General features: G+C 59.1%; 18 protein-coding genes and 1 pseudogene. 8 read left to right on the top strand and 11 right to left on the bottom strand.

Annotation, left to right across the window (positions count from 1 at the left end):
- Nucleotides 1-25: 25 nt before the first annotated feature.
- Both AEP_RS02380 and AEP_RS02375 read left to right on the top strand, forming a co-directional pair.
- Nucleotides 26-664: an NAD(P)H-dependent oxidoreductase gene (locus tag AEP_RS02380; protein ID WP_087493909.1), complete on the top strand. Its 639-nt coding sequence runs from the start codon at nt 26-28 to the stop codon at nt 662-664.
- Nucleotides 661-897: a hypothetical protein gene (locus tag AEP_RS02375; protein WP_232459909.1), complete on the top strand. Its 237-nt coding sequence runs from the start codon at nt 661-663 to the stop codon at nt 895-897. The genes AEP_RS02380 and AEP_RS02375 overlap by 4 nt, the downstream gene beginning before the upstream one ends.
- Before the next feature lie 3 nt (nt 898-900).
- Here the strand turns inward: AEP_RS02375 and AEP_RS02370 are convergent, their stop codons facing one another.
- Nucleotides 901-2919, bottom strand: coding sequence for a peptidase U32 family protein (locus AEP_RS02370; protein ID WP_087493908.1), 2019 nt, complete (start codon nt 2917-2919; stop codon nt 901-903).
- 64 nt (nt 2920-2983) lie between these two features.
- Between AEP_RS02370 and AEP_RS02365 the strand changes: the two genes are divergently transcribed.
- A complete protein-coding gene (locus AEP_RS02365) occupies nt 2984-4159 on the top strand; it encodes an MFS transporter (protein WP_157673013.1) in 1176 nt (391 codons plus the stop codon).
- A 21-nt stretch (nt 4160-4180) separates the two neighbouring features.
- On the top strand, nt 4181-4927 hold the full coding sequence (locus AEP_RS02360) for a DUF1624 domain-containing protein (RefSeq protein ID WP_087493906.1): 747 nt from the start codon (nt 4181-4183) through the stop codon (nt 4925-4927).
- Between the two features lie 52 nt (nt 4928-4979).
- Here AEP_RS02360 and AEP_RS02355 read toward each other — a convergent pair whose 3' ends face one another.
- The 5 genes and pseudogenes from AEP_RS02355 to AEP_RS02335 all read right to left on the bottom strand — a co-directional run bounded on the left by AEP_RS02355 (nt 4980) and on the right by AEP_RS02335 (nt 8589).
- A complete protein-coding gene (locus AEP_RS02355) occupies nt 4980-5762 on the bottom strand; it encodes a foldase protein PrsA (RefSeq protein WP_087493905.1) in 783 nt (260 codons plus the stop codon).
- 21 nt (nt 5763-5783) lie between these two features.
- On the bottom strand, nt 5784-6080 hold the full coding sequence (locus AEP_RS02350) for a BolA family protein (RefSeq protein WP_087493904.1): 297 nt from the start codon (nt 6078-6080) through the stop codon (nt 5784-5786).
- Nucleotides 6077-6658 (bottom strand): septation protein A, encoded by a 582-nt coding sequence (locus tag AEP_RS02345; protein ID WP_087493903.1) that lies wholly within the window; start codon nt 6656-6658, stop codon nt 6077-6079. Before AEP_RS02345 ends, AEP_RS02350 begins: the two co-directional genes overlap by 4 nt.
- Nucleotides 6655-7062, bottom strand: a complete 408-nt coding sequence (msrB, locus tag AEP_RS02340) for a peptide-methionine (R)-S-oxide reductase MsrB (protein ID WP_087493902.1) — start codon at nt 7060-7062, stop codon at nt 6655-6657. The genes AEP_RS02345 and msrB overlap by 4 nt, the downstream gene beginning before the upstream one ends.
- Nucleotides 7063-7104: 42 nt before the next feature.
- Nucleotides 7105-8589: pseudogene (locus tag AEP_RS02335) on the bottom strand (protein adenylyltransferase SelO).
- Between the two features lie 137 nt (nt 8590-8726).
- Here AEP_RS02335 and AEP_RS02330 point away from each other — a divergent pair.
- The 4 genes from AEP_RS02330 (at nt 8727) to AEP_RS02315 (ending at nt 15312) form a co-directional block, all read left to right on the top strand.
- The gene (locus AEP_RS02330) at nt 8727-10355 is read left to right on the top strand and encodes a 3-(methylthio)propionyl-CoA ligase (RefSeq protein ID WP_087493901.1); all 1629 of its coding nucleotides are present in this window, start codon (nt 8727-8729) and stop codon (nt 10353-10355) included.
- Between the two features lie 153 nt (nt 10356-10508).
- Nucleotides 10509-12608: a 3-hydroxyacyl-CoA dehydrogenase NAD-binding domain-containing protein gene (locus AEP_RS02325; protein WP_087493900.1), complete on the top strand. Its 2100-nt coding sequence runs from the start codon at nt 10509-10511 to the stop codon at nt 12606-12608.
- A gap of 14 nt (nt 12609-12622) precedes the next feature.
- Nucleotides 12623-14116 carry a M20 family peptidase gene (locus tag AEP_RS02320; protein ID WP_087493899.1) on the top strand — a complete coding sequence of 498 codons (1494 nt, stop codon included), beginning with the start codon at nt 12623-12625 and terminating at the stop codon, nt 14114-14116.
- Between the two features lie 20 nt (nt 14117-14136).
- Nucleotides 14137-15312 carry an acetyl-CoA C-acyltransferase gene (locus AEP_RS02315; protein WP_087493898.1) on the top strand — a complete coding sequence of 392 codons (1176 nt, stop codon included), beginning with the start codon at nt 14137-14139 and terminating at the stop codon, nt 15310-15312.
- Nucleotides 15313-15855: 543 nt separating this feature from the next.
- Here the strand turns inward: AEP_RS02315 and AEP_RS02310 are convergent.
- From AEP_RS02310 to AEP_RS02290, 5 genes are all read right to left on the bottom strand, one after another.
- Nucleotides 15856-16677: a DNA adenine methylase gene (locus tag AEP_RS02310; protein WP_087493897.1), complete on the bottom strand. Its 822-nt coding sequence runs from the start codon at nt 16675-16677 to the stop codon at nt 15856-15858.
- Nucleotides 16643-16834, bottom strand: a complete 192-nt coding sequence (locus AEP_RS02305) for a Com family DNA-binding transcriptional regulator (RefSeq protein WP_087493896.1) — start codon at nt 16832-16834, stop codon at nt 16643-16645. The genes AEP_RS02310 and AEP_RS02305 overlap by 35 nt, the downstream gene beginning before the upstream one ends.
- A gap of 124 nt (nt 16835-16958) precedes the next feature.
- Nucleotides 16959-17480, bottom strand: coding sequence for a Gp49 family protein (locus AEP_RS02300; RefSeq protein WP_087493895.1), 522 nt, complete (start codon nt 17478-17480; stop codon nt 16959-16961).
- Between the two features lie 25 nt (nt 17481-17505).
- The gene (locus AEP_RS02295) at nt 17506-17886 is read right to left on the bottom strand and encodes a hypothetical protein (RefSeq protein ID WP_087493894.1); all 381 of its coding nucleotides are present in this window, start codon (nt 17884-17886) and stop codon (nt 17506-17508) included.
- Entirely contained in the window at nt 17883-18353 is a 471-nt protein-coding gene (locus AEP_RS02290; protein ID WP_087493893.1) for a hypothetical protein, read from the bottom strand. Before AEP_RS02290 ends, AEP_RS02295 begins: the two co-directional genes overlap by 4 nt.
- Nucleotides 18354-18356 lie beyond the last annotated feature (3 nt).

Here is an 18356-nt window from a genome sequence, read left to right as displayed (position 1 = left end):
GTCAATCAACTTTAGAAAGTACCTGATGTCCGATCTGATCAGCAAACTGCAGTGGCGCTACGCTGCCAAGAAATTCAATCCCGCCAAGGCAGTCCCGCAGGAAAAGCTGGACCGTATCCTGGAAGCCATCCGTCTGACCGCCACCTCCAGCGGCTTGCAGCCCTATGAAGTGATTGTGGTGAGCAGCAAGGAAGTGCGTGAAAAGATCGTACCGGTTGCATGGAACCAGGCGCAAATCACCGATGGCTCACACCTTCTGGTGTTTGCAGCATGGGACAACTACACCGCGGATCGCATCAACATGATGTTCGACCTGGTGAACACCGAGCGCGGCTTCATCAACGAAGGTTGGGAAAGCTACCGCAAGATGATTCTGGGCACCTACGTGCCACGTGATGCCGAGGTGAATTACCAGCACGCTGCCCGCCAAGCCTACATTGGCGTGGGTACCGCCCTGATTGCTGCGGCGGAAGAACAAGTCGATGCCACCCCGATGGAAGGTTTTGACCCCAAGGCCGTGGACGAGATCCTGGGCTTGGACAAGCGTGGCCTGCGCAGCGTGGTGATCATGCCTTTGGGCTACCGCGCCGATGAAGGTGATTGGTTGGTGAACCTGAAGAAGGTGCGCCGCAGCCGCGACAACTTTGTGACCGAAGTGAAGTGATACGCCTGCGCCGTCTGATCCAGCCGAGCAAAGCCGCCTTTTGGCTGATGCTCGCGCTCAATGGATTGTCGACGGCGCTGGTCTGGATTGTTCAGAACCGCAACCTGTCACCGATCGCTTCGGTGATCGTTGCGGTTTTTGCCATTGGCAATGCGGTGCTGGGCCTGCGGTTTGCGTGGCATCTGCTGAATTCACCTGCAGAAAACGAAGGCCCGACGCCGGGCCCTCGCTAGCCCTTAGTGCCCGAACTCCTGCTTGGGTCGGGTCTTGTGGAAAGTCATGGGCACGCCCTGTGCCGCTTCCAGCAGCTCTTTGCGGCTCTGGTTGGCCACACTGGTTTTCATCTTGCCCACCACATGCATTTCGCAGGGTTTGCAGTCAAAGCGCAGAGTGAGCTTTTCTTTGCCGTTGATGAGTTGTAAAGGCTCCGCCTTCACTTGGCCTTGCACACCAGTCACGCCTTTGGCCTGCTTGGGGCAGAGGCTTAAAGAGAAGCGCACACAGTGCTTGGTGATCATCAGGCTCACCTCACCCAGTTCTTCCACCGCCTCATAGGCCGGGGCAATCACTTTGACACCATGCTTGGCGTAAAAGCCGTGGGCCGCCTGGTTGAACACGTTGGCGAGGTAGCTCAAGGTGTCTTCGGGATAGGCCACCGGTGGCTCCACCGCCACACCGGGCGCCAAGCGCACAAATCCGGCAGCACGGGCACGCTCCAGCGCATCCACCGCCTCACGCCGCAGGGGGTTGAGCACCGAGGCGGGTACAAACCAGGGCTGGCTGAACTGCACTTGCACATCGAGCGCCGCAAAAATGGTGGCGCCCATTTTGCTGACGTTGTCCTTGAGGGTGTCCATCGCCGTGCCAGTATCCTTGGCCAGCTCGCGGGGCAGGGTGGTGCGGGCAGTGGCGGTGAAGCCGTCTTCATCGGTCAGGGTGAGGGCAATGCCCTCTGGGACTTCTGTCAACACGGCCCAGACGCCGATGCGCCGGTCGCTGCTCTTTTTGTCGAGGGTGCGGGTCCAGTTCACATCGCGGTTGCGGTTCACCTCCACGCCTTTGCGCAGGTCTTTGAAACCCGGCATGGGGTCTTTGGGGAACACGCGCCACAAGCCCTTGGCCGCGTTGATGGCTTCTGCGCGGTTGATGGCCAAGCCCACCAGTTCTTTTTGCAGGTCGTAATAGCACAGGCCATCGCCATTGCTTAAGTGTTTGCTGCGGTCCATCAGCTCCAGTTCCACGCTGTCGGCATTGACCTTGGTGACGTAACCGATAGCTTGGCCCGGGTTTTTGGGGGTGTCGAAGGCCCCGATGTCGATCTGGCGGCCCTGCACAAAGTAGTCGGTGAATTCGCGGTTGAAGTTCTGGTTAGGGTCGGGATCGAAGGTGAAGGTGGTGGTGCCACTGCTGCTTCGGGCCAAGGGTTGGTCAGAGTACTGACGGTCCTCGATCAGCCGGTCCAGCAGCTTGCGGTAGTGGGCGGTGATGTTTTTCACATAGCCCATGTCCTTGTAGCGCCCTTCGATCTTGAAGCTGCGGATGCCTGCATCCACCAAGGCGGCCAGGTTCTCGCTTTGGTTGTTGTCTTTCATGGACAGCACATGCTTGTCGTGCGCCACAAAGCGGCCCTTGTCGTCCACGACCTGGTAGGGAAGGCGGCAGGCCTGGCTGCATTCGCCCCGGTTGGCGCTGCGCCCCGTGTGGGCTGCGCTGATGTAGCACTGGCCGCTGTAGGCCACGCACAGAGCGCCGTGGATAAAGAACTCCAGCGTGCACTTCTCCGGATCGGTGGCGGCGCGGATGGCCGCAATCTGCTTGGTCGTGAGTTCGCGTGCCAGCACGATTTGCGAGAGGCCCACGTCTTGCAAGAAGCGTGCTTTCTCGGGCGTGCGGATATCCGTCTGGGTACTGGCATGAAGCTGCAACGGCGGCATATCGATAGCCAACAACCCCATGTCTTGCACGATAAGGGCATCGACACCGGCCTCAAACAGTTGCCAGGCCTGTTTGCGTGCGGGCTCCAGCTCGTCGTCCCGCAGGATGGTGTTCATGGTGACGAAGATGCGGCTGTTGTAGCGGTGCGCGTGCTGCACCAGCCGCGCGATGTCGGCCACGCTGTTGTCGGCGCTGGAGCGGGCCCCGAAGCCGGGGCCGCCGATGTAGACCGCATCGGCACCGTGGTTCACGGCTTCGATACCGATGTCAGCCGTGCGGGCAGGCGCCAGCAATTCGAGTTGGAAATCTTGCAAAGACATGGGGCAGAATTATCCCGCAGGTGCCTGGCTTATGGATGAGAGCTGGCTACACTCACCCGCTCCCATGAGCACATTACCCACTACCCATTGGCCGCGCGTATTCCTGTTGTGGGGCTGTGGCATTCTGGCGGCCCTGCAGTTCGCCAAAATCTCCCTCGCTTTCCAGCTCCTCCAAACCCACTATGGAGTGAGCGCCGCACAGATGGGGTGGGTACTGTCGATGGTCGGGGTGGTGGGGCTGACTCTGGGTGTCAGTATGGGCTTGCTGGCTACCAAGGTCGGGTACCGGCGGCTGCTGGCGGGTGGTTTGTCGCTGGGGGCCGTTCTGGCTGCGCTTCAAGCGCTGGATTTGCCCTTTTTTGCTTTCTTTGCAACCCGTGTGCTCGAGGGCGCCTCCCATCTGTCCGTAGTGGTCGCTGCCCCCACGCTGATGGCGGCTGCAGCCGGGCCTCAACACCGCTCGGTGGCGATGGGCTTGTGGAGCACCTTTGTAGGTACCGCGTTTGCCTTGTGCGCCGCCTTCGGCCCCTCTTTTCTGGGGCTGTATGGCGTTCAAGGCCTGTTTGCCTTGCATGCAGCCCTCTTCTTGCTTGCATGCGCAGGGGTCTGGCGCTTAATTCCTGAAGACGCAGCGCGGTTGCCGGATCCCGTGCGCACCAGTCTCTTGGCGCGCCATGTGCGCATCTACACCCAGTGGTCCACGGCCTTGCCGGGCCTGTGCTTCTTTTGCTACACCGGCATGGCCGTCGCATTGCTGACCTTTCTGCCCCAAGCCTTGCCGCCCGGCCAACAGTGGGCCGCTGCAGCGTTGCCGTTTACCGGTATGGCAGGCACCTTTGGTGCGGGCTGGCTTACGCGGCGCCAAAGCCCCATGCGCCTGCTTCGCTGGGTGTATCCATTGCTGGCCTTGGCGGGTTTTGCTTGCGCTTTGGCAGCGTCGGCCCAATGGGGTTACACGGCAGCTGCTTTGTTGCTGATGGGTGTCTCCGGCTTGGCGGGTGGCACGGCCTTCGCGTTGATTCCGTTTTTGAACAAGGATGCGGCACAACAAGCGCGTGCCAACGGGGCTGTCGCCCAGATGGGTAATCTGGGGGCGACCTTGGGCCCGCCCACTTTTGCGTTTGTTCTGACTCAGCAGCCCACATGGGGACTCGCTCTTCCGGTAGTGGTTCTGGCTGTGCTCGGAAGCACCATCTTGCGTTGGGGCAGGCGCCAGCAAGACATCCGGGTTGTGCACTGAGCTGCCGTTTAGACTGTCGGCATGACAGTTCGCCGCTTTGAGAATCTGGACGCGATCCGTGGTTTCGCCATGGTGTGGATGACGTTTTTTCATTTCTGCTTCGACCTGAACAACGCCCGAGTCATCCAGCAGGATTTTTACCGCGACCCGCTTTGGACCTGGCAGCGCACCTGCATCTTGAGCCTTTTCCTGTTATGCGCCGGGGCAGGGCAGGCTATTGCACAACGCCAAGGCCAAAGCTGGCGCCAGTTCGGTCGGCGATGGCTGCAGATTGCGGGTGCGGCCGGACTGGTATCGCTGGGCTCATGGTTCATGTTTCCCAGCAGCTACATCTATTTCGGGGTGCTGCACGGCATGGCCGTCATGCTGCTGCTCGTGCGCCTGATGGCACCGTTGGGTGTGTGGTGTGCAGGCGCCGGGGGGCTGGTTATTGCTACGCATTTGATAGCTGGTCGCGCATTATCCACGGGCGCCAGCAGCTTGTTCGGCTTGGATTTTGATGCGCGCGGGCTGAATTGGCTGGGTTTGATTACTCGCTTGCCCATCACTGAAGACTATGTGCCCTTGTTCCCTTGGCTGGGCGTGATGTTGCTGGGATTTGCGGGCATGCAGTTGCTGCTGAACCGATCCCCCAATCTGTCCCCCAAAACGCCCTGCACCAGAGCCCATAGGGCATTGGCCCGCTTGGGCCGCTACAGCCTGAGCTACTACTTGCTTCACCAGCCGGTGATGCTGGGCCTCTTGTGGCTGGCCGGCTTTGGGTTTTAGGCAACAAAAAAGCGGCCTGAGCCGCTTTATTGGGTGAACCGGAGTTCCGGACTTATTCGACCTTGGCTTTGGCGCGCAGGTCTTCCTGGAACTTGGCCAGCTTTTGCTGCTGCAGCTGTTGGGCGATCTGGGGCTTCACGTCTTCGTACTTGGGCAGCTGGGCTTCACGCACGTCTTCCAAACGGATGATGTGGTAACCGAACTGGGTTTTGACAGGGGCGTCTGTCATCTTGCCCTTGGACAAGCCGGTCAGCGCGTCAGAGAACTCTTTCACGTAGCTGCTGGCATTGGCCCAATCCAGGTCACCACCATTGGCGCCGGAGCCCGGGTCCTTGGAGTTCTTTTTGGCCAGATCTTCAAACTTGGCGCCTTTTTTGAGCTGGGCAATCAGGGCTTTGGCCTGGTCTTCTTTTTCTACCAGAATGTGGCGTGCGCGGTATTCCTTGCCGGCGTTGGCAGACGCGAATTTGTCGTACTCTGCCTTGGTCTCTTCGTCAGTGACGGGGTTCTTCTTCTGGAAGTCGCCGAACAATTCACGGATCAGGATGGACTGCTTGGTCAGCTCCAGCTGGTTCTTGTATTCGTCGCTGGCGTCCAAGCCGCGGGCCTGGGCTTCCTGAACAAAGATTTCGCGGGCAATCACTTCTTCCCGCAACTGGCCCTGCATTTCAGGGGTCACAGGGCGGCCGGAACGGGCCACTTGCTGGGCCAAGGCATCGATGCGTGTCTTGGGAACTGCCTTGCCGTTCACGATGGCGACGTTTTGCGCCATGGCGGAGGAGGCGACCACCATCAGGCTGGCTGCAGCCATGGCGGACAAAATGTACTTCTTCATACCGTTTCCTTCAGGAATGCTTTAAATCTGAGTGTTGCCAGAGGGCGAGGCTTCGGCCTCAATGGCCAAGGCGTGCAGGCCCTGATCAATGAAATCTTGCAACGAATCATACACAAGGCGATGCCTTGCTACGCGGCTCACACCGGTAAATAAAGGTGAAGCAATCTTCACCCGGAAATGGGTTCCAACCCCGCTGTCATTGGCCCCGACGTGGCCTGCGTGCTGGTAGCTTTCGTCGATCACCTGAAGTGTTACAGGTTGCAAACGTTCGCGCAGCCGTTGCTCGAGGTTGGCGGCGGTGGGTACGTTGGCGCTCATGGGGTGGGCGGGTCCTGCTTGGAGTCATCGCCTTTCAAGTAAGGCGAAATGTAGAGCCCCTGTCCGATCAGAAAGGCCAGCGGGAACACATAGCCCCAAAGCTTGAAATTGGCCCATGCGTCTTCGCTGAAATACGCGGCGACATAGCCGTTGCTGATCGCCATGAAAGCGGTGTAAGCAATCCAGGCGATGTTGAGCTTGTGCCACACGGCGTCGGGCAGTTCCAGCTGGCTGCCCAACATGGACTTCAAGAAGTTGTGCTTCATGCCCCACACGGCCACGGCCAGTGCGATGGCCATGCCCGCGTACAACACCGTGGGCTTCCACATGATGAAGCGCTTGTCGTGCAATACCAAAGTGATAGTGCCGAACACCAGAATCATGCCCAAGGTGATCTTGTGCATGGTGGTGAGCTTTTTGTCGATCCAGTAAATGATCGCCATCTGGGCCACCGTGGCGGCCATCAGTACCGGGGTGGCAAAGTAGATGGCTTCGTCTTTGCTGATGCCAAACCAGTCGTGCAGCTTGTAGGCTGCGAAAAACAGGAGGATGGGTATGAAGTCGAGTAAGGTTTTCATTCTGGCGTGAAGTGTAGCGAGGCCGAGTTCATGCAATAGCGCAAACCGGTCTCGGTGGGGCCGTCGGGAAACACATGGCCCAGATGCGCGCCGCATTGTCTGCACACCGTTTCTACCCGCACCATGCCGTGGCTGCGGTCGGTGATCTCGGTAATGGCGCCCGGGATGGCCAGCGAAAAGCTGGGCCAGCCGCAATGGGCGTCAAACTTGGTGTTCGAGTCAAACAGCTTGGCACTACAGCACATGCAGTGGTAGCTGCCATCGGCCCAGTGGGCCTCAAACTTGCCGGTGAAAGGGCGCTCGGTGGCAGCGTGGCGCGTCACTTGGTAAGCGACCGGTTCGGCACCTTTTTCGGCCAACAAGGCTTTCCATTCGGCGTCGGTTTTCTGGATGGGGAATGTCATGGGAACTCCTTCAATAGGTGATTGCACAGCAGCCCTGAAAGTTCAGGAACTGCAGCTGATGGAGATTTGCGCGGCCCAGTCCGGGGGAAAGCCTGCCCACGCATCGAACTCCATGTGTTCGTCGTAGGGCGCCTCCAGAACTTTCAGCAAATCAGCCACCATGCTGAAATCTTTTTGCCGCGCCGCTTGAATAGCTTGCTCGCCCAAGTGGTTGCGCAGCACATACTTCGGGTTCGATTTGAGCATCAAATCTGCTGCTGGCGCTCGTGAGATATGCGCGAGCAGCTCTGAATATCATAGCAACCAGGCATCAAAACCGGCCCTGTCCAGGAAGAGGTCGCGCACTGAATTGCCTGCCGAGGCTTCATCCCGCACCCAGTGGCTCAGGCGGCGCCAGAAGATGGTGAAGTCCACTTTGTCAGCGGCCAGCAGCTTCAGGATGCCCTCGATGACCGGCTTGTGCGCCTCTTGCACTTCGCTGAACCCCAGTTTGGCGGCCATACGCCCGGCAAATGCACGGGGATAGATGTCCTTGAACGTCTCCAGTGCGGCAATCGCATGCTCCTGCTCGTCAATCAAGGGCATCATGGCCTGGCCCAGGCAAAACAGATTCCAGTAGGCCACATTCGGCTGCTTGTAGAAGGCGTAGCGGCCGCCCGAGTCAGAGTGGTTGCAGATATGACCGGGGTCGTAGGCATCCATGAACTGGAAGGGGCCGTAATCGATGGTCAGGCCCAGAATGCTCATGTTGTCGGTGTTCATCACCCCATGGCAAAAGCCCACCGCTTGCCAGTGCGCCACCATGTGGGCGGTGCGCTCCGTCACGGCGGCCAAAAGCGAGACGTAGGGGTTGCCGTTCCAGCGTGCGTCTGTGCGGCAGTCAGGGTAATAGTGGTCGATCACAAAGTCGGCCAGGATTTTCAACTCGCCTGGCATCCCGTGGTGACAGAAGTGCTCAAAATGCCCGAAGCGGATGAAGCTGGGGGCCAGGCGCGTGACTACCGCCGCAGTCTCAATCGTCTCGCGCCGCACCGGAGCATCCGACCCGGTCACGCACAGCGCGCGGGATGTAGGAATGCCCAGACCGTGCATGGCTTCGCTGGCCAAAAACTCGCGGATGCTGCTGCGCAATACCGCCCGGCCATCGCCCATGCGGGAAAACGGTGTCAGCCCGGCGCCCTTGAGCTGCACCTCCAAGCCATTCAGTTCCCCCAACAGGATGGCACGGCCATCACCCAGTTGCCCGGCCCATTGTCCAAACTGATGACCGCTGTACACGCTGGCCAGTGGCTCACTGCCCTTGAGAAGCCGGTTGCCCGTAAGGGCTTGCAACACGTCGGGGTTGTCCAGAAGGCTTACATCCAGCCCTGCCCAGCGAGCAGCTGATGTGCTGGTGCCCACCCAGTAAGGGGCAGGCAGGGGCGTGGGTTGCAGGGACGCGCAGAACGTTTCACCGAGGCCCGCGAAGCGGTTATTCCATGAAAGGGGGAGGTCTAGCGGCTCTGGCGCGGGTGGCAAATGGGGCATAAGTGAATTGTCCCGCATATGACTAATTCAGCGTCTCCAAGGGGACTTGCGCGCAGTACTATGTGTGTCGCCGGAGTTGCAAGCGCATGTTTCCAGCGTTGGTGTGATCCCCATAAAACTTAGATAGAGGTGACTTGATGTTAGGTCTGATGCAAAGCCAGCAGTTGCTGATCTCCACCTTGATTGACTTTGCCGAGCGCCACCACGGCGAGGGCGAAGTGGTATCGCGAAGGGTCGAAGGCGATATACACCGCACGAATTACCGCGAGGTCGCCGCCCGTTCTCGCAAGGTCGCCAATGCCCTCGATGGTCTGAACCTCGCTTTCAGCGACCGCGTGGCCACCCTGGCCTGGAACGGATACCGCCACTTGGAGCTCTATTTCGGGGTGAGCGGGTCGGGTCGTGTGCTGCACACTCTGAACCCGCGCTTGCACCCGGACCAGATCGTCTGGATTGCCAACCACGCCGAAGACCAGGTGCTGTGCTTTGACTTGAGCTTCCTGCCCATCGTGCAGGCTGTGCATAGCCGCTGCACCACCATCAAGCATTTCATTGCGCTCTGCGATGCGGAGAAGCTGCCTGCAGACTCCGGTATTCCCGGTCTGCAAAGCTACGAGGCTTGGATCGCCCAACAGCCCTCTACCTACACTTGGCCCGAGTTTGACGAGAACTCCGCCTCCAGCATGTGCTACACCAGCGGCACTACCGGCAACCCCAAAGCTGCGCTGTATAGCCACCGCTCCACCATCCTGCACGCTTTCTCAGGTGCGTTGCCCGATGCACTCAACATGAGCGCACGCGACGCCGTGTTGCCTGTGGTACCCATGTTTCATGTCAACGCCTGGGGGCTACCGTATTCCGCTGCCATGACTGGCGCCAAGCTGGTGTTCCCCGGTCCGGCAATGGACGGGAAATCCATTTTTGAGTTGATTGAGTCTGAGAAGGTCAGCTTCGCCGCGGGTGTGCCCACGGTGTGGCAGATGATGTTGGGCCACATGCAGGCGGGCAACCTGCGTTTCTCGACCCTGAAGCGCACGGTGATTGGTGGCTCTGCCTGCCCGCCGGCCATGATCACCGCCTTCAATGATGTCTACGGTGTCGAGGTGCTCCATGCCTGGGGTATGACCGAGATGTCGCCGCTGGGTACGGTATGTACCTTGAAGAACAAGCACCTGACCCTCGACCCCGCAGACAAGATGAAGGTCCGCCTCAAGCAAGGCCGTGGCATTTACGGCGTGGACATGAAGATTGTGGACGGCGAGGGCGCCGAGTTGCCCTGGGACGGCAAAGCCTATGGGGACTTGCTGGTCAAGGGGCCCTGGGTCATCAGCGAGTACTTCAAAGGCGAGGGCGGCTCGCCGCTGGTGGATGGTTGGTTCCCCACCGGTGACGTTGCCACGATCGACCCCGATGGGTTCATGCAGATCACTGACCGGAGCAAGGACGTGATCAAGTCCGGCGGTGAGTGGATCAGCTCCATTGATGTCGAAAACATTGCCATGGCTCACCCTGCAGTGGCCATGGCCGCCTGCATTGGCATGAAGCACCCCAAGTGGGACGAGCGTCCCATCATTGCGGTGGTTAAAAAGCCGGGCAGTGAGGTCACCCGTGATGAGTTGATTGCTTTTTACGACGGCAAGACCGCCAAATGGCAGGTGCCGGACGACGTGGTTTTCGTCGAAGCCATTCCTTTGGGGGGCACGGGCAAGATGCAGAAGACCAAGTTGCGTGAACTATTGCGCGACTACAAGTTGCCCAATACCTGAGTCGCTTCCGGGCGGGCAAAGTAGGCATTTTCTCTAGGGAAAACCCTTGTCCCAGCTGTGACAAAGGGGCTTTGCGGAGCGGGCAAAGCCCCTACAATCTTTAAAAAAGAACGACCGTTCTATTTTGAGATAAACCTCACCCACGGAGCCTGCATGACCGCCCAGTACCAAGTCCATGGCGATATCGCCGTCATTACCCTGAACAACCCGCCGGTCAACGGTTTGGGGCTATCCACCCGCCAGGGCATTGCAGACGGCATGGCCCAGGCCAATGCTGACACCGCGGTCAAAGCCATTGTGATCACAGGCGCCGGCAAGGCGTTTTCCGGCGGTGCAGACATCACTGAATTCGGCAGCCCCAAGGCCCTGCAAGAGCCTAACTTGATCAGCGTGATCAAGGTCTTGGAGAACTCGTCTAAGCCTGTGGTGGCAGCCATCCACACGGTGGCCATGGGCGGTGGATTGGAATTGGCATTGGGTTGCCACTACCGCATTGCAGCACCCGGCACTAGCATTGCGCTACCCGAAGTCAAACTCGGCTTGGTACCCGGTGCCGGCGGTACCCAGCGCCTGCCACGTGTGCTGGGCGTGGAACCCGCACTCAACATGATCGTCAGCGGCGAGCCCGTCAAGAGCGAAATGCTCGCCATGCTGCCTGGCCAGAAGCTCTTCGACAAGCTGTCCGCTTCTCCCGAAAGCCTCGCTGAAGAAGCCCTGTCATTCGCCCGTTCGGTGGCGGATGTGCGCCCCTTGCCACTGGTGCGCGACCTGAAGTGCAAGCACCCGCAAGGCGATGCGTACTTCCAGTTTGCCCGCAACATGGTCATAGGCATGAGCAAAAACTTCCCGGCCCCTGCCAAGTGCGTGGACGTGGTGGAAGCCGCTACCAAGAAGAAATTTGACGAAGGTATGCAGGTCGAGCGCGAGGCCTTCATCAACCTGATGTTCACTGCGGAGAGCAAGTCCCTGCGCCACCTGTTCCTGGCGGAGCGTGCAGCATCTAAAATCGCAGATGTGCCCTCGGACACTCCGCAGCGCGCTATCAACTCGGTAGCAGTGATCGGTGCCGGCACTATGGGTGGCGGCATTGCCATGAACTTCCTGAACGCCGGCATCCCCGTCAAGATGCTGGAAATGAAGCAAGAAGCTTTGGACCGCGGCATTGCCACCATCCGCAAGAACTACGAAGCTCAAGTGGCCAAGAAAAAGCTCAAGCAAGACAAGTACGAGCAGCGCATGAGCCTGCTGAGCACCACCTTGAGCTACGACGACCTCACCGGCACCGACATGGTCATCGAGGCGGTATTTGAAGAGCTGGGCGTCAAGGAAGCCGTGTTCAAGGAACTGGACCGCGTGATGAAGCCCGGTGCCATCCTCGCCTCCAACACCTCGACCTTGGACGTCAACAAAATCGCCAACTTCACCCAACGCCCTGAGGACGTAGTGGGCCTGCATTTTTTCAGCCCTGCCAACGTGATGAAGCTGCTGGAAGTGGTGCGTGGCGAAAAGACCGCCAAAGACGTCATGGCTACCGTGATGTCGGTAGCCAAGAAGATCAAAAAGACCGCGGTGGTTTCCGGTGTGTGCGACGGCTTCATCGGCAACCGCATGATCGAGCAGTACGGCCGCCAGGGCGGTTTCCTGCTGGATGAAGGCTGCACCCCGGAGCAGGTGGACAAGGCCATGGAGAAATTCGGCATGGCCATGGGCCCCTTCCGCATGGGCGATCTGGCCGGTAACGACATCGGCTGGGCCATCCGCAAGCGCCGCTATCTTGAGAAGCCGCACATGAAATACAGCAAGACTGCGGACTTGCTGTGCGAAAAAGGCCGTTTCGGCCAGAAAACCGGCGCAGGCTGGTACGACTATGTGCCCGGCAAGCGCGACGCCATCCCGAACGCGGAAGTGGTGGCCATGATTGAAGAGCACCGCAAGGCGCTAGGCATTACACCCCGCAAGATCTCGGACGAAGAAATCGTGCAGCGCCTGGTGTTCAGCCTGGTCAACGAGGCCGCCCACATTCTGGAAGAGGGCATTGCCGCCAAGGCCAGCGATATCGACATCGTTTACATCTTCGGCTACGGCTTCCCTGCCCACCGCGGTGGCCCCATGAACTACGCCGACGAAGTCGGCCTGTTCAATGTGGTGCAAGCCATGAACCGCTTTGCCCAGAACCCGCTGGACGATGCCAAATTCTGGCAACCCGCTCCTTTGTTGGCCAAGCTGGCCGCTGAAGGCAAAACCTTCAACTGAACGGCGGCTGCACCATGGCCAAGAAAATTGCCCTGGGCCTGGTCGGTGTGCTGGTGGTGCTGGCGCTGGTGTTGTGCATCAACACTTGGCGCCAGGGCTCCCGGCAGCTGACGGTCGAAGCCATCCCTGTGCTGCCGGTGGACGAAGCCGGCGCAGCCCAACGCCTGGGCGAGGCGGTGCGCCTGCGCACTATCACCTCGCGGGACGACGCTAACATGAGCGCCGACCAGTTCAAGCAACTGCACACCCTGCTGCAAAACCGCTTCCCCAAGGCGCACGCCGTCCTCAAGCGCGAAGTGGTGGCGGACTACAGCCTGCTCTACACCTGGCAGGGTACCAATCCGGACGCCAAACCCATGCTGGTGATGGCGCACCAGGACGTGGTGCCCATCGCTCCGGGGACCGAGAAAGACTGGGCTACCGAGCCGTTCAGCGGAGCGGTGAAAGACGGCTTTATCTGGGGCCGGGGCGCCTGGGACGACAAGGGCAACCTCATGGCGCAGATGGAGGCGCTGGAGATGCTGGTCACCAATGGATTCCAGCCCGAGCGCACCATCTACTTCGCCTTCGGGGCAGACGAAGAAGTGGGCGGCCTGCGAGGTGCTTCCAAAATTGCCGCACTGCTCAAAGAGCGCAAAGTCCGGCTGGAGATGGTGATTGACGAAGGCTTGTTAATCACCCAAGGCATCATGCCCGGCATCCAGACCCCGGTCGCAGTGGTAGGGGTAGCGGAGAAGGGCTATTTGTCCGTAGTGCTCAAGATGGGGGCCAAGCCCGGCCACTCGTCCATGCCGCCACCCAAGGGCACGAGTGCCATCGCCATGATGAGCGCAGCCCTCAAACGACTCGATGATGAACAGCTGCCCGGCGGGATCCGTGGGGTCGCAGGTGAAATGTTTGCCACCATCGCACCCGAGATGAGCGGTTTTTCCCGTGTGGCACTGAGCAATCTGTGGCTGTTCGGTCCGGTAGTGCAAAAGCAACTGGAGGCCAGCGCCAGCACCAACGCCGTATTGCGCACCACCACAGCGCTGACCATCGTGAATGCCGGCAACAAGGAAAACGTGCTGCCCGGTAACGCCGAGGCTACCGTCAACTTCCGCTTGCTGCCGGGCGACACCAAAGAACAGATCATCGAGCGCACCCGAGCGCTGGTGGCCGACGCCACCAAAACCGACAAGTTCGAGCTGTTTGCTTTGCCCGGTGCAGTGGATGCATCCAAGGTGGCGCCCACCGATTCCGCGCAGTACGCCCTGATCAATCGCACTATCCGCGAAGTGTTTCCGGGAACACTGGTAACGCCCGGTCTCATGGTGGGTGGCACCGATTCCATCCATTTCGGCGACATCAGCGATCACATTTTCAAGTTTTCGCCGGTGCGGGCATCCCCGGAAGATCTGGGGCGCTTTCACGGCACCAACGAACGCATTGCGGTCAGCAACTATGCCGAGCTGATCCGCTTTTACCACCGCTTTTTGACGCAGGGTGCCAAGGCGCCCCGCAACTAAACCCATTCAGGAGACCCACCATGACATCAGCAGTTATCGTTTCGACCGCACGCACGCCATTGACCAAGGCCTGGAAGGGCGCTTTCAACATGACCCATGGCGCAACCATGGGCGGCCACGTGGTCGAGCACGCCATCCAGCGCGCAGGCATTGAGGCCGGCGAGGTGGACGACGTCATCATGGGCTGTGGCACGCCTGAGGGCGCGACCGGCGCCAACATTGCCCGCCAGATCGCCCTGCGTGCCGGCTGTCCGGTCACTGTGTCAGGCATGACCATCAACCGCTTTTGCTCCTCCGGCCTGCAAACCATTGCCACCGCTGCCCAGCGCGTGATCGCCGGCGAGGGCGATGTGTATGTGGCCGGTGGCGTGGAGGCGATCTCCTGCACCGGGCAGGAAATGAACATGCACATGTTGCAAGACCCTTGGTTGGCCAAGAACAAGCCGGAGGTCTACTGGGCCATGCTGCAAACTGCCGAGCAGGTCGCCAAGCGATACAACATCGGCCGCGAAGCCATGGACGAATACGGCGCTTCCAGCCAGCAGAAAGCCAGCGCTGCGCTGGAAAAGGGCCTGTTCAAGGATGAAATCGCGCCCATCACTGTCACCATGGGCGTGGCCGACAAGGTCATGGGCCTGATGACCAAGCAAGTCACCGTAAGCGATGACGAAGGCATACGCGCCGGCACCACCTACGAAGGCATCAAGGACTTGCGCTCCGCATTGCCGGGTGGCCTGGTGTCAGCCGGTAACGCCAGCCAGCTCTCCGACGGCGCAGGCGCCACCGTGGTCATGCACGAAAAGTTGGCCGAGCAGAAAGGCCTCAAGCCTCTGGGCCGCTTCCTGGGCTTTGCTGTGGCCGGTTGCGAGCCGGACGAAATGGGCATCGGCCCTGTGTTTGCCATCCCCAAGGTCTTGAAGCGCCTGGGCTTGACCATGAACGACATCGACTTGTGGGAACTGAACGAAGCGTTCGCCGTGCAAGTGCTCTACTGCCGCGACAAGCTGGGCATCCCGGCCGACAAACTCAACGTGAACGGCGGCGCCATTGCCGTGGGGCACCCCTTCGGCATGAGCGGCCAACGCCTGACCGGCCACGCTCTAATCGAAGGCAAACGCCGTAGTGCCAAAAAGGTCTGCGTGACCATGTGCATCGGCGGCGGCATGGGCGCTGCAGGTGTGTTTGAAGTGTTGTAGACAGGTCTCACCTTGCTTATAAAAAAGAGCGTCGGAAGAACCTTGCGCTCTTTTTTACAGTGGCCATCCTTGAGCGAAGCAACGCCAAATTGGCGGCAAGTGAACCTCTGCACTTTTTTGAACACTGGGCTTACACCCAAATTTATCCTTTGTGTTCCGAGTCAACCAATAAATACTTTGCTTGTGTAATTGCCAACCATGCTGCCGCAAGCATAAAGGTGCCAAGGCTTCCGATCACTAAACCATATCCAAGATGAGCTTTTGCAGTGCCAAAGGCTAGTTTTCCCATTGCAATACCAATCTCGCAAAGGCTGCCTGCATAGCGCCCTTTGCAATGAACAGTAGCGCGACGTTTGGTTTGATCCGGGCAGACGTTTGATTTGATCCAGCATGTTCAACCTCTTCAGACGCATCTTTGAACCAGCATTAAATTGGCATCAAAGCACCTTTGAAGTTAAAAAGAAAACCGCCCGAGGGCGGTTTCTTCGTTTGGGGCGTCTACCCATCTATTTATGACGCAGTTGCCAAGGCTCCATCATAGGGTCAGATATCGAAGTTGGCGATCAGCAGCTCTCCCTTGGGCTCCCGGCCGCGCCCAGACGCACCCACGGTGTAGTTGATGGACAACCGCTGCATGGCGAGGCCGTTGAAGGCCAAGCGCATTTGCGGGATATCGTTCACGCTGACCAGCGCCTTTCCTTTCATAGTGCGCAGCAGCTCCGCCATGCGGTCGTACTGTTCCAGCTCAAAGCCCACGCCATAGCCTTCAGTGCCGTAGTAAGGCGGGTCTAGGTAGAACAGCGTGTGGGGGCGGTCATAGCGCTCGACACAGGCCGCCCAGTCCATGTGCTCTATGGTCACCTGGTGGAGCCGAAGGTGCGCCAGGCTCAAATCCTCCTCAAGGCGCAAGAGGTTGAGCCGGGACTTTGCCGTAGTGGCCACGCCAAAGGTCTGTCCGTCTACCTTGCCACCAAAGCCCAACTTCTGCAGGTAGAAGAACCGGGCCGCCCGTTGTATGTCGGTCAAAGTCTCGGGTGGGGTGTCCTGGAGCCAGCCGTACATCTCCCGGCTTGCCAGCGACCATTTGAATTGGCGGACGAACTCCTCGAGGTGGTTCTGCACAACCCGATAGAGCCTCACCAGGTCGCCATGGACATCGTTCAGCACCTCCACCTTGGCAGGTTCCTTTAGGAAGAACAGAGCAGCAGCACCGCAGAATGCCTCCACGTAGCAGTCATGCTGGGGAAACAGGGGCAGGATGTGCTGGGCCAAGCGGCGCTTGCCGCCCACCCAGGGCACCAATGGTGCTGCCTGCGTTGCCGTCGATATGTTAAGGGGCGTCCTGGCGCTTTTGGTCTTGGTCATAGTTGCTTTCAACGTTTGACGCTCCAGGGCGCTCAGGTGTGGGGCGCTCGGCCCTCAGGATGTTCATAGTCCCGCAGCGGGGACATTTGATTTCAAGTCTCAGGTACTGGGCTTCGGCCAACTTTCTTTGGCACCGGCCACAACGAACAATTTCCATGGGATGGCATCTTGGATAATGACCCGGCCTAGCTAGGTGGCAGGGTCTTCGGTCGATGCCGTGCTTATTCACGGCGGAGGCGGGGGCTTGTAGTGTTGACGCACTGCAAGCCCTCGCCCTGTTTTTATGTGCCGGAGAGAACTTGCTCCAACATCTGACGGGCTGTGGGGGCATCCAACAGGTTGGTGCCAATGCGACCAGGCTGCCCTGGCGTTCCGTCTGGATGGACGCTTGCAGGCACAGGCCACTGCAGGAACCGGTTCACCATGTCGTCGGTCACAAGTGGTTCTGCCAGGCGGGCCAGCTTAGAGCGCAGCTCGTAGCCCATCAAGGCCCAAATCTTCTGAACTGCGTTCTGGCGAGCAATCTTGCGACCGATCTCTGCGTCGAAGTTTTCAGGACTGGCGCAGGCAGATTCGCCAGTCACGATGAAGCCGTTTTGCAGTACCAAAACACAGAAGGTCAAAAGGTCCAGCGACTTGGCACGGCCTGCAGGCGCAGTACCCATCTCAGAAGCGCCCAAAACACCCTCAGTCGCTGTGAAATAGAACTCGCTGGCGATATTCGCTTCGATGGCCGAAGGCGTGACACGGGCGGCCGTCAGGCCTTTGGCTTGGATTTCTTGCTCAATTTGGGCATCAGACATAGTTTTCTCCAGGGTTGAAAAAGGTTTAAGACTCGCTCACGCAGTGCTTGTCGTGGGGGTCGAAGTAGTCCAGCAGGTTCTGGCAAACCCAGACCGCATGTGTCTTGTGCCAGCAGTCATCCTGCAAGCCGATGTACCTGGACAAGCGGTCAGTCACAAGCTCCAAGGGCCGCTGCGGGAATTCCAAAAACCACACAGTGGCCAGAGTCCAGTTTGCAATCAGGTCTACGAGTACTCCAACGAATAGCGCCGGTGATGCCAGCACCAAGGCCGGTTTGGTTAGACGCTTGCTCAAATAGGCCCTGTAGAAGCCCATGATCAGGACGTACAGCAGCCAGAACACATAGAGGTAACCGGCAACTAAGCCCAATACCTGCGCGCTGCTGTAGAGATACGCCCCGATCACGAAAGCACCTCGTTAAATGCCTTGGCAACCTTTACGGGGGCTCCAGCCGCGATGGTGACCCATGCCATAGCAAAGGCTCGTTCGACATCATCGCCATTCTTGCAGCCACTCAAGTCGATGCTAGTAATCGCGGCGAGTTCGGTCTGAATGGTGCTGATGGCTTTGGCAGTGGCAGTGTCTCCATCCGCTAGGGCTTGGCTTTGGATGCCTGCCAGGGTGCCAAACACGGTGACCCGCGCCGCACGCACGCGAGCTTTTGTAGCTTCAATGATGACCGGCAGCGGGATAGGCTCGGGCTCCGCCAATGATGGGAATCCATTAGCGTCAACGACAATACGCTTGCCTACAGACTGGCCGTCCAGCAACGCAGCATGAACCTCGTCAGTGATTTCAACGACATCTGCAGGCATTTCGTTGCCACTCACTTCGCGGCTATAGAAACCGCCAGTTGATTTTGCAAAAAACATAAA

Source organism: Curvibacter sp. AEP1-3, from assembly GCF_002163715.1.
GTDB lineage: Bacteria > Pseudomonadota > Gammaproteobacteria > Burkholderiales > Burkholderiaceae_C > Allorhodoferax.
Note: the sequence above shows the minus strand (reverse complement) of the source record. Positions and strands in the feature narration are given on the sequence as shown.